Source organism: Bacterioplanoides pacificum (assembly GCF_042648445.1).
Lineage (GTDB): Bacteria > Pseudomonadota > Gammaproteobacteria > Pseudomonadales > Oceanobacteraceae > Bacterioplanoides > Bacterioplanoides pacificum.
In genome coordinates this window covers 454,105-468,443 of sequence record NZ_JBHRYB010000005.1, presented here as the reverse complement: position 1 = coordinate 468,443, position 14,339 = coordinate 454,105, and the positions used below count along the sequence as shown (strand labels likewise).

Annotated in this window: 13 protein-coding genes and 1 riboswitch; of the genes, 5 read left to right on the top strand and 8 right to left on the bottom strand. The window is 50.6% G+C overall.

Annotated features, from left to right (window positions below; translation table 11 throughout):
* Positions 1-15: 15 nt before the first annotated feature.
* The gene (locus tag ACFOMG_RS06745; protein WP_376865590.1) at positions 16-1,956 is read right to left on the bottom strand and encodes a TonB-dependent receptor plug domain-containing protein; all 1,941 of its coding nucleotides are present in this window, start codon (positions 1,954-1,956) and stop codon (positions 16-18) included.
* A 129-nt stretch (positions 1,957-2,085) separates the two neighbouring features.
* Positions 2,086-2,300, bottom strand: a riboswitch (cobalamin riboswitch).
* 133 nt (positions 2,301-2,433) lie between these two features.
* Here ACFOMG_RS06745 and ACFOMG_RS06740 point away from each other — a divergent pair.
* From ACFOMG_RS06740 to ACFOMG_RS06730, 3 genes are all read left to right on the top strand, one after another.
* Entirely contained in the window at positions 2,434-3,831 is a 1,398-nt protein-coding gene (locus tag ACFOMG_RS06740) for a PepSY domain-containing protein (protein ID WP_376865589.1), read from the top strand.
* Between the two features lie 156 nt (positions 3,832-3,987).
* A complete protein-coding gene (locus ACFOMG_RS06735) occupies positions 3,988-5,058 on the top strand; it encodes a hypothetical protein (RefSeq protein WP_376865588.1) in 1,071 nt (356 codons plus the stop codon).
* 102 nt (positions 5,059-5,160) lie between these two features.
* Complete coding sequence (locus ACFOMG_RS06730; RefSeq protein WP_376865586.1) at positions 5,161-5,568, top strand: hypothetical protein; 408 nt, start codon at positions 5,161-5,163, stop codon at positions 5,566-5,568.
* A gap of 10 nt (positions 5,569-5,578) precedes the next feature.
* Here the strand turns inward: ACFOMG_RS06730 and ACFOMG_RS06725 are convergent, their stop codons facing one another.
* Positions 5,579-6,958: an L-serine ammonia-lyase gene (locus ACFOMG_RS06725; RefSeq protein WP_376865584.1), complete on the bottom strand. Its 1,380-nt coding sequence runs from the start codon at positions 6,956-6,958 to the stop codon at positions 5,579-5,581.
* A gap of 177 nt (positions 6,959-7,135) precedes the next feature.
* Here ACFOMG_RS06725 and ACFOMG_RS06720 point away from each other — a divergent pair, with 177 nt between their 5' ends.
* Positions 7,136-8,074, top strand: a complete 939-nt coding sequence (locus tag ACFOMG_RS06720; protein WP_376865583.1) for a hypothetical protein — start codon at positions 7,136-7,138, stop codon at positions 8,072-8,074.
* A gap of 74 nt (positions 8,075-8,148) precedes the next feature.
* Here the strand turns inward: ACFOMG_RS06720 and ACFOMG_RS06715 are convergent, their stop codons facing one another.
* The 6 genes from ACFOMG_RS06715 to ACFOMG_RS06690 all read right to left on the bottom strand — a co-directional run bounded on the left by ACFOMG_RS06715 (position 8,149) and on the right by ACFOMG_RS06690 (position 13,711).
* Complete coding sequence (locus ACFOMG_RS06715) at positions 8,149-9,204, bottom strand: DUF262 domain-containing protein (protein WP_376865582.1); 1,056 nt, start codon at positions 9,202-9,204, stop codon at positions 8,149-8,151.
* The gene (locus tag ACFOMG_RS06710) at positions 9,201-10,211 is read right to left on the bottom strand and encodes a hypothetical protein (protein ID WP_376865581.1); all 1,011 of its coding nucleotides are present in this window, start codon (positions 10,209-10,211) and stop codon (positions 9,201-9,203) included. Before ACFOMG_RS06710 ends, ACFOMG_RS06715 begins: the two co-directional genes overlap by 4 nt.
* A gap of 167 nt (positions 10,212-10,378) precedes the next feature.
* Positions 10,379-10,663 (bottom strand): hypothetical protein, encoded by a 285-nt coding sequence (locus tag ACFOMG_RS06705; protein ID WP_376865580.1) that lies wholly within the window; start codon positions 10,661-10,663, stop codon positions 10,379-10,381.
* A 393-nt stretch (positions 10,664-11,056) separates the two neighbouring features.
* Positions 11,057-12,700 (bottom strand): chaperonin GroEL, encoded by a 1,644-nt coding sequence (groL, locus tag ACFOMG_RS06700; RefSeq protein ID WP_376865579.1) that lies wholly within the window; start codon positions 12,698-12,700, stop codon positions 11,057-11,059.
* A 72-nt stretch (positions 12,701-12,772) separates the two neighbouring features.
* Positions 12,773-13,066 carry a co-chaperone GroES gene (locus ACFOMG_RS06695; protein WP_376865578.1) on the bottom strand — a complete coding sequence of 98 codons (294 nt, stop codon included), beginning with the start codon at positions 13,064-13,066 and terminating at the stop codon, positions 12,773-12,775.
* 156 nt (positions 13,067-13,222) lie between these two features.
* Positions 13,223-13,711, bottom strand: coding sequence for an FxsA family protein (locus tag ACFOMG_RS06690; protein ID WP_376865576.1), 489 nt, complete (start codon positions 13,709-13,711; stop codon positions 13,223-13,225).
* A gap of 196 nt (positions 13,712-13,907) precedes the next feature.
* Between ACFOMG_RS06690 and ACFOMG_RS06685 the strand changes: the two genes are divergently transcribed.
* A complete protein-coding gene (locus ACFOMG_RS06685) occupies positions 13,908-14,339 on the top strand; it encodes a DUF6508 domain-containing protein (RefSeq protein WP_376865574.1) in 432 nt (143 codons plus the stop codon).

Sequence of the window (14,339 nt, the reverse complement as noted above, 5' to 3'; positions counted from 1 at the left end):
CGGGCGACGCCGTACTCAGAACCTCATGCGGTAACTGAGTTTGGCCAGCCATGGCGTGCCCAGATTTTCATACACATACGCGCTGTTATCGGCATCACGACGGGCGGTTGCAACCGATGTGGCGTATTGCTGATCGGTCAGATTTTCCAGGCTCAGGGTAATATCCTGGCGCTGCTGCACATCCAGAAAGTGGCGTACACTCAGATCCACCAGAGTATAATTGCCATAATTAATCCGGCGATTATTTTCCTCATCCGACACACTGCCCACACGATTAACGTTCAGCATCAGCTGTAGCCCCTGCTGCGGCTTCCAGGCCAGCCCCGCCTTACTGTTATTTAACGGAATATTATTGATTTGTTGCGTCTCACCTTTGGCCACCGCGCGCGAATACACATGATTCAGTGTGAATGACACATGGCGCGTCAGATCCACGGCGATATCCAGTTCCACACCTCTGAACAACACGCTGCTGCCACTGTTCACAAAATGTTTTACGCCATTATCATCGCTCGCTGAACCAATTAACCGGTTAACCTGGCGGGTAAACAGCGTCAGGCCAATCTGCCGGTAAGCATCCTGGTAACGCACGCCGACGTTCAGATTTTTCCCCTCCTCCGGCGCCAGATCCGGATTTCCCTGAGTACAACAATCATCACTGGCGTATAACTCATAAGCACTCGGCAAACGGAAACTGCTGCCCAGCGCAGCAAACAGCTGAACATGGCTGGCCAGATTCAGCGTTCCGCTGGCATGACCAACCCAGCTATCACCTTCACCGGCGGGTTTATTGTAACGTCCCCCGAGTGAAAACTGCGCGTCTGACCATAATGACTCACGGCTGGCTAACTGCAAAAAAACCGCTTGTACCTGCTCTTGTTGTGACGCGATTTTCAGCACATCATCACTGCCGGAAAAATTCTGCATATCGTAGCCCAGACGAACATCCAGGCCAGCGACATCCGCCACCTCGGCCATCAGATTAATACCGCGGTCGGTGTAGCCCCAATAGTCGTAATTACTTTTTAATGCCAGCCCCGCCCCATCGTTATAAATTCTCAGGTAACGGGTATCCCACTGATGAAAATAACCTTTGACGTACAAACTGATATTGTCGCGGATACGGCCGTCCAGCTTAATATACGCCATATCCTCGGTGCGCTGATTCTGAGTCAGAAAGTTATCCGTTGGCCGCAGGTAATCCAGCTCCGCATTATGCTGCTGATATAAGGCTGACAGCCGCCAGTGTTGAGATAACTGATGTACCAGTTTGCCACCCATCACCGACACATCATAACCGCGCTTAGTATCGCTGGCGGATGGCTCCTGATGCTGCCGTTTAAATGCGCGGAAGCCTTCTGTCTGATCGTTACTGGCAAATAACAGATAACGTGTTTGCTCATTGCCACCCACCAGCCGTCCGCTGTGTGAACGACCTGCGTCTGAATGCAGCCCCAGCTGAACTTCACTGACCGCTCCCGGCTGCACGCTATGAGTCACAATATTGACCGCACCGGCAATCGCCTGGGTACCATAAAACAAACTCTGGCCACCTTTGAGTATTTCGATACGTTCGATGGCAGCGGCCGGAATGGTATCCAGCGGCGAAGTGCCGGCGTACAGGCGGTTATTAATACGGACGCCATCTACCAGCCAGAGAATATCGCCTGAGCGTGAACCCTGCAGTGACACACTGACATAATCAAAGGCACCGTTTTTGGGTGCAGCATATAAACCCGGCGCCAGCATCTGTAACGCTTTTGCCGCATCCTGAGCACCACTGAGACGAATGGCATCGGAGTCGATGATGACCAGTTCAGAACCGCTGGCAGCAATTTTCTCCGGCAGGCTGTGTTCCAGACTGCCGGCGGCGACCACAACATTGTCCAGCGTCGCAGGTTCGCCATGGCTGACGGCAACACACAACAGACAAAGATAAAATAACAACTGACGCATACACTGATCCTGTTCCGCCCATCACCGCCATACAAGGGTGTCGGGGCTTAGTTTTTTTTGCGAACAGGCAGGCAGGGAAAATGACAGGAAAAGACGGCCATGACCCACCAGTGACGCCCGCCGCAACACAGATTGGTTTGATCACAGGCAGGTCTCCGGACTTATAAAGGAGGTATGAACATTCGCCTTCCCATGCCGAAAAAATGGCTCAGTGGCTGTTTGAATGTTCTACTTTAATTACCGTTGCGGGGGCAGTTAAGGAATGGCTGAATATCAGCGCCACCTTATTCCCTTTTAATTTCTGTTTTGCAATAAAACAGAAAACCTGAAATACTTTTTTTGCTTCTTCCTACAAAAGCGCCGCAAGACTAATGTGTTGATCCGTTGAGGTCAAATAACACCATAAGCATCAACTCACTATTGCCGTTATCCGGTATTGTTGTTATCAGGTATTGTTGTTATCAGGTTGCTACGCGCATGAGCCACATCCGTTGGAAGAAGTACCTGTATCTGAGCCACAGATACAGCGGAATAATCACCTCATTCTTTATTTTTTTATGGTGCCTGTCCGGCATCATTATGATGTATGTCGCCTTTCCGAAACTGACGGAAACACAACGGCTGGAAAAATTACCCGCCATCCGGCAATTACCGCCATCATTATCCTTGCCGGAAGAATCACCTTCCGTGGTGCGTGCGTTAACGCTGGAATACATCGACCAGCAACTGGTGTTCCAGAGCGGGACCGGAACACCCGGTGATGCCCACACAGGCCTGCCACTGAAAGCCATCAGCGACCACCAGGCGCGCGCGATTGCGCGCAGTTTTTCCACCGCTGCCATCCGTTCAATCGACTTAATTGAGCGTGATCAGTGGACCGTCTATTCGCGCTTTCATCGCCACCGACCGTTATATAAAGTGCGCTTCAGCGACCCACAACACAGCGAAATTCACATCTCGTCAACAACCGGCCAGGTGGTGCAATACTCCACCCGCTGGCAACGGGGCTGGAGCTGGCCCGGCGCCGTTAGCCACTGGTTATATCCGACGGTGTTACGTCAGCATGGCAAACTCTGGTACTGGCTGGTCATTGCTCTGACGCTGATCGCTCTGCTGTCTGTCGTCAGCGGTCTCTGGCTCGGCATTCGTCAGCTGCGCCGCCGTCCGGGAAAACCACTGTCGCCGTATCGCGGCCTGCGCTGGTTGCACCACTGGGGTGGCGTGGGGTTATCGTTATTGTTATTCAACTTTTTGCTGAGCGGTTTATTATCCATGAATCCCTGGGGGCTGCTGGAAACGTCCCCCTCACCGTTGGTCGAAAAACTTCAGCCATACGCCGATAGAAACGCCATTAACAACAGCCTGCAGGCATTAGCCGCACAACCACTGCCGGCTTTTAAACAGCTCCGGCTGGCGCCCAGATTCGGTGAGGTTAACTGGATTATCACCAGCGCTGACGGTCAGCAACAACGTTTGGACAGCAACGGCCGGCCGATTCCCGGTGATCGCCGGCACCTCAGGCGGCTGGCACAAACACTGGCTGGCGACGCCGGCTACCAACTGTCATTACTGCACGACGCCGATGACTATTATTATGGCCATAAAACCACGCGCCCGTTTCCGGTATGGCGCCTGATCCTGAATGACGAATCACAATCGCGCTTTTATTTTTCCGCCACCACCGCCGAGCAACAGTTATACCTCGACCACAACGGCCGCAGTTATCGCTGGCTGTTCCATGCGTTACACCAGTGGGACCTGAGTGTTTTACGTCAGCGACCGCTGTGGGACATACTGCTGAACAGTGTGTTATTGCTGCTGACGCTGTTTGCAATCAGCGCCCTGATTATGGCCAAACAACGCCTGCAACGCTGAAAAAGCCATACGGGCGGCGGTTAAAATGGCGACCGATTCACAGCACGCCGGCGAGCGACTGGAAAAGCCAAGGCTGCGACTTATAATCCGCAGCCTCACCATTAATTGACAGCCCGGTTAGTATTGACTCAGGGCATCAGCGCCGAGGGATTATGTATGGCAAGATTCACGTTCGATCCGGCCAGAGGACTGCTGCTCAGCACCATCTTGTGTTTATCCGCCTGCCAGTTTGACAACACAGCCGATACAACCCAACGCCGCTCGCTGGTTGAACAGAGCAACAGCGAACTGACCGCCGGCGAATCCATTCATGGTGAGCTGACGACACAAAGTCCGCTGAATGCCAAAGATGGCAGCCATTACCAGTCACACCGTATCGAACTGGAATCCGGCCATATTATTTCTCTGGCAGCAGAAGGCAGTTTTACCGCACAGTTATCCCTGTACAACGACCAGAACACCTTATTAGCCAGTGATTCTCCGTTACGTTTCCGGATCGATAACAGCGGCCAGTATGCCGTTGTTGTCAGTGGCGCCAGCGCCGACAGCTACGGCCCTTATACCCTGTCGTCCAGCACAACGGCGTTAGCCGAAGTTGGCCTGCAGATTCCCGGCACCACCGCAGGCTGGCTGCAGCCGGGTGTGGCGCGTTCTTATATTCTGATGCTGGATCGCGACAGCGCTTATAAAATCGATGTCACCTCTGAGGATTTCGACCCGGTTCTGACCATCAGTGATTCACAGGGCTATTATTCCGAAAATGACGATGTGGGTGAACAGGACGTCAGCGCCAGTATCAGCAACTTATTCAGCCGTGGTGAATACGACCTGATGGTCAGCGCCCATCAGGGCGCTTCCGGTATGTATCACGTCACCATTTCACCGCTGGAACTGACAACCCCGGGCAGCAGGATCCTCACCCCCGGCTCCGAAATTACCAGCTGGATCAGTCGCACCACGCCGGCTGACAGCTATTCTCTGGAAATCAAAGAAGCAGGCAGCTATCTGCTGGATATGAAATCCATCGCCATCGACCCGCTGCTGCGCATCGACGGCCCGGATGGTTTCCATTATGAAGACGACGACAGCGGTGACGGTTACAACGCACGCATCATCAGGTCACTGGAGCCGGGTCAATATCAGGTTCAGGCGGGCAAAACCGAAGGCGAAGATCCGGCCAGCAACGAAGGCCTGTATACGCTGGTGATTCATCGTCTGCGCCCGTAAAGCGTGACATTCTGCCGCAAGCTGCCGGCGCGGTTTCGCTGGTCAGCGCGGCGCCGATCAAATAGCATAACCATACAGTTATTTGATAGGTGTAACCCTGCTATGAACCGACTGACCGCACTGATGATCAGCACATTGCTACTGGCGCCACTGGCACAGGCCGATACACGCCAGCCGGTGTCACTGGAAGCCCGGCAACAGGCCTTTGTGCTCGATCATATGAAATCCATGCTGGAAACCATTGGCGCCATCCAGGCCGATTTAGCACAAGGCAAACCGCAGCAGGTGGCGCAACGGGTACAGCAGTTAAAACAACACGAAAGTGACACAAAACCACAGCGACTGGGCCGCGCCCTGCCCGCCGGATTCCGCTCGATGAGTAAGGCGATGAATCAACACTGGCAGGTCTTATTACAACCCAGCCAGGATGACAAAAAAATTCAGCAGCAGTTACATCTGCTGCTGAATCAGTGTAACGCCTGCCATCGCAGTTATCGCCTGGAACGATAAAGCGCCGCCATTAACACTCGGTATAACTGACCGCCAGGCCACCCAGCGAGGTTTCTTTGTATTTATCCGACATTTCCAGGCCGGTTTGTTTCATCGCCGCGATGCAGTTATCGAGCGACATAATATGCTGGCCGCTGTCGCGCAGCGCCAGCGAGGCGGCGGTATAGGCTTTTAACGCACCAAAACCATTACGTTCAATACAGGGTACCTGCACCAGCCCTTTAACCGGATCACAGGTCATCCCCAGATGATGTTCCAGCGCGATTTCTGCCGCATGTTCAATGTGTTGCGCACCGCCCCCCAATACCGCACACAACCCGGCCGCTGCCATGGCACTGGCCGACCCCACTTCTCCCTGACAGCCCACCTCAGCACCGGAAATCGAACTTTTATGTTTGATCAAACCGCCAATGGCCGCGGCGGTTAACAGAAATTCCTGAATCTGGTGGAGGTTGAACTGCTGGTGCTGCCAGCCGTAATACAACAGCGCCGGAATCACCCCCGCTGCACCGTTAGTCGGTGCGGTTACCACCGCATGACCGGCGGCGTTTTCTTCGTTCACCGCCATGGCGTAGGCGCATAACCATTCGTGTAACTGAGCGCTTTCAGGCTGATCGCATAATTGCTGATGCAGCTTTGCCGCCCGGCGCTGAACCTTTAACCCACCGGGTAATTCACCGCTCGCCGCCAGGCCATTTTCCACACACACCCGCATCGCATGCCAGATGGCATCCAGCCCCTGGTTCAGCTCATCATCGCTGCGATGAAAATGTTCGTTCTGGCGTTTCATCGCGGCAATACTGAGGCCGCTGTCGCGGGCCATCTGCAGCATCGAGCTGGCACTATCAAACGGAAACGGATACTGACTGGCGGGCAACATGGTCAGTGGTGCCACCAGCCCCTGTAATTCCTGTTGGTTATGCACGAAGCCACCACCAATGGAATAATAAATTTCCTGATGTTGCCGGGTGCCGGAAGGGTCGATGATTTCAAATATCAGGGCATTAGGGTGTTCAGGCAAACGGGTATCCCGGGCAAAAATCAGATCGTCAGCCAAACAAAAACGAACGTGATTCGGGCCTGGCCCATCACTGAAGTCGAGTTCGGTAACGCCCTTCAGGCGTGCCACTTCGGCTTCGACATCAATGTGTGCGACCTGATGCGGACGATGGCCATGCAGGCCGAGTAATACCGCGGTATCGGTGGCGTGGCCCTGACCGGTCAGTGCCAGCGAGCCGGTGAGCACACAGCGCAGCCTCAGGTTGTCGGCACTGGTGAACGGCCGCAACACCTCGTCACGGAAGCGGCAGGCCGCCAGCATCGGGCCAACGGTGTGAGAGCTGGACGGGCCAATACCGGGTTTAAACAGATCGAGTGTGCTGATAAACATTGGCCATCCCCTGTTGCGTTACTGATTTCAGTATCTGCCTTCTGCCGGAAAATGCCAGATAGCCAGCGCACCCCTTCATAAGCGGCAGCCAGGTATCATTCCCCTGTCCGTTATATTTGATTCATTTATCAGCTAAAATCGGCGCTCAAAAGTCAGGGATTTCAGTTGCACATCATTATGCAAAAGCGCCTTATTCCGATACTGCTGGCATCGTACAGTGCCGGTTCACTCGCCAGTGGTTACCTCAGCCTGAACTACGGCAGCTACACCCCGGCACTGGATTCAGCGGTTCGTTACAGCGAACTGGAAGAGATCTCCAACGCCCGTTATCAGAGCATTGATGGGCGTTATGATTTTGGCGCGCTGCCGGTTCCGGCACTGGAGTTCTCTTACCAACAGTCTGATAGCTACAGCGATACCAGCCTGTCCGGCCATGGCGACGCCAACATCGATTCAGTGGATGACTTTTCAGCTCTGTTGCTGTACCTCGGCAGTGGCGAACATCAGCGGCCGAGGATAACTCTGGCCTCTGAAGATTTTACCGCGCTATACCGTGTTAATCAGTCAGACCGGATCACCAACGCCCAGGGGGAGGTTCTGCAACGCAACGACTATTTCACCCTCAATCGTTCCAGCAAAAAAATTGGCCTGACCTGGGGACAGGATCAGCGACTGAACCTGATGCACCCGGATAAAGACTGGATGCTGACATTGTCTTATATTGAAACTGAGCTGGACTATGTGCTGTTCTCCGAGCCAGAGATTGTCAGCGGCTTCGACAAACAAGGCACAATTAAAAACGATACCTTTGCCGCCTTAGGCCTCGATTTTAACTTTCATTATTATTCCGCACTGGGCCAATCGAACTGGTTTGCCACGGTTGGGCCGGATATATCAGTGACACTGGGGGAAATATCCGGCCTTAAAGGCGGGTATTTTTCAGCCGTTGGTTATAAGGCTCAGGCCGTGCCTTTTAGTGGCATGCTGACGCTGCAAGGCAGCGTATTGGATGTTTCTCAGGCGCGCATCAAGACGGAAGTGGATGAGACGGTTGACCGGCTGGAGCATTCAGGACTGAGTTATGAGGTGTTTGTTAAGCTGCGGTATGATTTTTAGGGTGTGGTTGTTTTAAGAGCTGGACACCCCGCTATGGTGGCGGAGGTGTCTGTTAAAGCGGGAGAAGATAGTATCTATCTCATAATCAAGTCGTCTCTGCCACAAGCTTGGAGAAGCGAATTGACACGTTTCACCCTCATAAATCGTTCTTTAGTACGAGAATTCATACTCTTTCGATACTCTGCAGCTACTTCGTCATCCTCGACGGATCTGTCTCTCAATTCTGAAAAGAAATCAACCAGCTCTTTAGAATAGTTCGAGATAGAATCCTTATGTTTAGCGAGTGTAAGTGCTACCCCCCAAATCCCATAAAGATGTGATACGCCTGTAATCTTATATTGGGCATAATCAATGCTAATATCAGCTATCTCTGAGGTTAAACTTAGTGCCCTGCTTAAAGAATCACTAAATTCTGAGTTGCTGTGACGTTCGTAAAGATCATCTAGAATTCTCTGGCTGGATCCAATCACATCATTCATATAAATGGATAGCAAACACTCAGCGCAGAACTCTTTATCTTCCATACGATTTCTGTCTGTAACTTCCAGCCTCGACGCCCAGAACGCGTGTTCCGCAAGTGCATCAACAGCAGCCGTTATTTTACTTCTATGATATTGTGCATTCCGGAGTTCCTGCCCTTTTAAAGGCTCACCGTTTCTATTGAGCCGGTCAAAAACCATCTCAATCAATCCCTCATCAGAAGGGTCTATATACTCAATAGGCAAATCATATTTCCAAAACGAAGTTTTATGGCCTCTCAAATCCTCTCGTTTTCCAAGGTCTGAAAAGTTCACACCACTCAATATATCATTCTCATCTTCGCTCCCATATTCGTTTGAAGAAGAAATATCTCCAGCAATGAATCGACTAATTGCCGTCAATCTCTGCTTGCCATCAATCACATCAAAAGATATTTTACCGGTATCTTCATCAATCTTTCGATGTAAAAAAATTGGTGGAATAGGGAAGTTTCTCAAAAGACTATCGATGAAATAGCTTTGTTTTTCATCACTCCAAACTGATCGCCTTTGGTACGGCGGATCGTAATTAAACTTCGACAATTGGTTCTGTTCGTGGAAACCAGCAATGGACAATGTTGCGGTACGGCGATCAAGCATTCTATTTGTCATTTGAACACCTTACGAAGAGATTCTGGGTGAGAGTATGAATGATAAGAGCGGAAAAGACTGCAGCATACAGCATCAAATTGCTCATTTGGATGGGGATTCACTGATATCACCTTAGCTTGTCTAGAAATATTTGCGAGAAGATAATCGATTTCCTTTCTGTCTACATGCCAGTAACTCAAACCATACAATATGACTAAGTCGTGATCGTCAAGGCTGGATGTCGCTTCGATTGCGCTATCCCAAACCTCTCTGATCCATCGGTGCTTATATCTTTCCGATTCACCCGCTGGCGGTAACATCCCTACCATAGGATAATTCTCTGATAGAAAGTCATATCTTATACAGATATCATCTAGGCCGCCTTCTGTAAACTGAGCGGAGTAATTAATCTCAAAGGCGGAACTATCAACCGAAGTATGGCCACAAAAAGTAATAGATCCGTGAGGTTTATGCAATGCCAGTTTTGCTGCCTTATCTTCACCTAGCCTAGGTATCGAAAACCTAATTTCTGCTTCATGCAAGCATCTTTCCAACATTGCATCATAATTAAACGTAACAATATCTAAGGAATCAACTTTGGGACTTTTTTCGATATCCTTAATTAAATTTATAACAGATGAACCAAGCGCCTTCTTAAAAAAATCGTCGCTCAACAAAATATCGTCATAATAGACGAACAAGTATCTAAGATATGACACAAGTTCCTTATAGGCCCTTATATAAATCCCATCATCCAAAGTCGCGGGGTCAGCCATGCAGCATGCGTTAACCGCAGTTATTATCTTCTCTATTACCTGATAAGCCTCTTCTTTTGTACAGTTTGGCCTAGCTCCAAGCGCCCATAAATTGGGACAATGTTCATAACTGAGGAACCCTGGGGTCCCGTCGGCCGGCCATGGAACATCTGCTCCACACTTGAAAAGGTTTAAGAGGTCAATCCCACTCTCAGAGCAATCAGAAAGCATCGAGAGTGAGAGTCCGTTACCTGCGACCAAGATTACTTTCATTTAAACTGATCTTTCGTTAGCATAAATTTCATTAAAGACTTCCTTCATACCTCTACCCCGCACAAGTACTGAGCAATGCGATGCCTCAGAACACCATCTTCATCAGCAAATCTAATGAGAACTGTAAATGTCAGACTTTGTAATTCCGTGTTGAAACACGTGTCATATTAAGGCGCTATCACGACTCCTTTCTCCTTTGATTGCCTACGAGAACGCCTATCTCTATGGGGTTCTCGTCTAATTGTTTCCAAGTCGATGTCCTTACCTTTCATTTCTTGCTCATGTTTTGCCATAGTATTTCTGTATTCTTTCTCCATAGTGTGGAGACTAGAAAGATAATCATAATAGTGCTGTAAAAGCTGTTTTTTCAATTCAAGCTCTGTTGTTTCTTTTATCTGTTCTTCATAAAAGTTAAGCACATGTTCTTCGTGCGATAATAAATCAAATTGCATATTCAATTCCCTTATAGCTTTAGCATTCCTACAGTTTTATATTTTTTACCCGTTTGGACAACAGGTAACTTGTGTAGTTTTAAAAAATCCTCCAATAAATACAACATCCTCTTAGTCCGGTACTACAAACTCAAATAACCGAAAGGAAGTAAAACCTGAATGATACCTTCCTGGCCAGACTGTCCCTCTCAGAAGCCAATGCGGCGGCTTCCACTTACTAACACACGTTCAGCCATAAAACCCAAGGATAAACGCAACAACTCCCCCTGATTCTATTGATTTCCATATTACTATCAAGCCCTTTGGGGCATACTAAAAACCAGACACAAAAAACCCGGCACCAAGGCCGGGTTTTTATATGCTAGCGAACCAGCAGAGTCACATGGGGGCTGATCACATCATGCCGCCCATGCCACCCATACCGCCCATGCCGCCCATATCAGGCATTGCCGGAGCGTCTTTCGCTGGCAGTTCAGCAACCATCGCTTCAGTGGTGATCATCAGACCTGCGATAGAAGCCGCTGCTTGCAGAGAAGAACGGGTCACTTTAGCCGGGTCCAGAATACCCATTTCGATCATATCGCCGTATTCACCGGTACCGGCGTTGTAGCCAAACGAGCCTTCACCCGCTTTTACTTTGTCTACCACAACGGAACCTTCTGCACCGGCGTTTTCAGCGATCTGACGGATCGGAGATTCCATCGCACGCAGTGCCAGAGCAATACCCACGTTCTGATCTTCGTTGTCACCTTCAACCTGTACGGAAGCCAGGGCACGAACCAGAGCAACACCACCACCGGCAACAACGCCTTCTTCTACTGCTGCGCGGGTAGCGTGCAGTGCGTCGTCAACGCGGTCTTTTTTCTCTTTCATTTCAACTTCAGAACCAGCGCCAACCTTGATCACGGCAACACCGCCGGCCAGTTTAGCAACACGTTCCTGCAGTTTTTCTTTGTCGTAGTCTGAGGTGGACGCTGCCATCTCTGCACGGATTTGTTCAACACGCGCCGCTACGTCAGCTTCAGAACCAGCACCATCAACGATCACGGTGTTTTCTTTGCTGATAACCACTTTCTTAGCGGTACCCAGCATTTCCAGAGTGGTGGTTTCCAGCGACATACCCACTTCTTCAGAAATCACCTGAGCGCCGGTCAGGATAGCGATGTCCTGCAGCATGGCTTTACGACGATCGCCGAAACCAGGTGCTTTAACCGCAGCCACTTTGAAGGTACCACGCAGGTTGTTTACAACCAGAGTAGCCAGTGCCTGACCTTCAACGTCTTCTGCCACGATCAGCAGTGGACGGCCGGATTTAGCAACGTTTTCCAGTACCGGAATCAGTTCCTGCAGGTTGTCTACTTTTTTGTCAACCAGTAACAGCAGCGGGTTTTCCAGCTCTGTGGTCATTTTTTCCTGGTTGTTTACGAAGTACGGTGACAGGTAACCACGGTCGAACTGCATACCTTCAACCACGTCCAGCTCGTCTTCCAGGCCTTTGCCTTCTTCAACGGTGATCACACCTTCTTTGCCCACTTTTTCCATCGCTTCAGCGATGATGCGGCCAACGGTTTCATCAGAGTTTGCAGAAATAGTACCAACCTGCGCAATGGCTTTGCTGTCTGCACATGGCTGTGCCTGTTGCTTCAGGGATTCAACCACGGCGGCGGTGGCTTTATCGATACCGCGTTTCAGGTCCATCGGGTTCATGCCAGCGGCAACCGATTTCAGGCCTTCGTTAACAATGGCTTGTGCCAGTACGGTGGCCGTGGTGGTACCGTCGCCCGCCTGGTCGTTAGCCTGGGACGCAACTTCTTTTACCATTTGTGCGCCCATGTTTTCGAACTTGTCTTCCAGTTCGATTTCACGTGCAACCGATACACCGTCTTTGGTGATGGTTGGCGCGCCGAAAGATTTCTCCAGTACCACGTTACGGCCTTTAGGACCCAGTGTTACTTTTACCGCATCCGCCAGAACGTTAACGCCGTTCAGCATGGCAATACGGCCTTCGTTTCCAAATTTAACTTCTTTAGCAGCCATCAGACTTTCCTTTAACTGGTTGTAATTACGTTGCTATTAATGGTGTGATTAATCGATGTTTCGCGGGAAGCGTTATGCTTCCAGCACACCATAAATTTCGCTTTCGTTCAGGATCAGCAGCTCTTCGCCATCGACTTCGATGGTGTTGGAACCCGAGTACTTACCAAATACCACAACGTCGCCTTCTTTCACGGCTAAAGGACGGGTTTCGCCGTTATCCAGAACTCGACCATTGCCAACGGCAACTACTTCGCCTTGATTTGGCTTTTCAGCGGCAGCGCCTGGCAGGATGATGCCACCTGCAGTTGCTTGCTCTTCTTCCTTGCGACGAACAACGACGCGATCGTGTAAAGGACGGATTTTCATTTGAAGCTTTCTCCAAGTTTTCCAGTACAAGCAAGTAAGACCCCTGTCTTACCCGCAAATCTTAAGTTCAGTTAGGTTAATAGGGATGGCAAAACTGATTTCAACACCCCGATGTCATTTTTTTTGATTTTTTTTCAGTCTGCCCACAACCCGCCATCAGTCTTCACGACGGAACTCGCCATCAATGACGTTTTTCGGGCCCGGATTGGGGTGAATCTCATGTGGCTGACGTACATCATCCGGGCGTTGTGTCTGTGGCCCGCTCTGGCTGAACCCTCCGGCCATGGTTGCCGATTTCAGCGTCATCATTTTCATCACCGAACCGGCTAAGTGGCCACGCACACCCGGCATCAGTAACGCAAAACCAAAACCATCGGTTAAAAATCCCGGCGTCAGTAGTAATGCCCCGGCCAGTGCCAGTAAAAAGCCTTCGGCCAGCTCTTTCGCCGGCAGGCTACCTTCCGCCAGCCGTTGCTGCGCCCGCAGCAGAGTCGACACGCCCTGCAATTTCAATAACCGCACACCAATAATGGCGGTAATAAAAATCAGCGCCAGGGTCCAGAGAACACCGATATAAGAGCCCACCTGAATCAACACGGCCAGCTCAATCATAGGAACGATAATAAAGATCAATAACAGCGGCACACGGCACTCCGAAAATTTCTGACTATGACTGGTATATGGCTCTGGTTTGCGGGAATTCAAGGGCTACCTGCAACGGCTGCGCAATTTAACGTCAGCAGTCACCATTCGTTGCCACGCCGGAATTAAGCTTGCCTGACACCCTGGCCAGTGATACTAATGTCGCGCAATTCAGCCGGATTTAAAACAGGGGAGTTTAATGGTCAGTCAGCTCGGCGCTCAGCCAGACAGCGACGCTATCAATGCCATACTGAGGTTTATTGATATTTTTTCCGCTCCGGGTTTTGACCCACTGCTGAGCCGCGCAGAAAAGGCCGCACGGGGTTTGCCTGCTGAAGCGGCGCTGTACCCTGTCAACCATCCTCAGCTGGATCAGTTTCTGGCCACTGTGATGCAACCCTGCTGGCTGACCACACCATTCGATTCGGATAAAGCATTAACCCTGCTGCAGGACGATCAGCGTATTGCCAGCGCCAGTCAGGATGATATTCGCTTAATATTGAGTGGCTACCTGCGTGGCGAACGGTTCTGTGATGGCTTTCATGCGCTGATGATCAGCAACGGGCAAATCATCAAGGTACTGAAGCGGATCGCGGAAATTTTCCCGGATAACAGCCCAATAACGGAATAA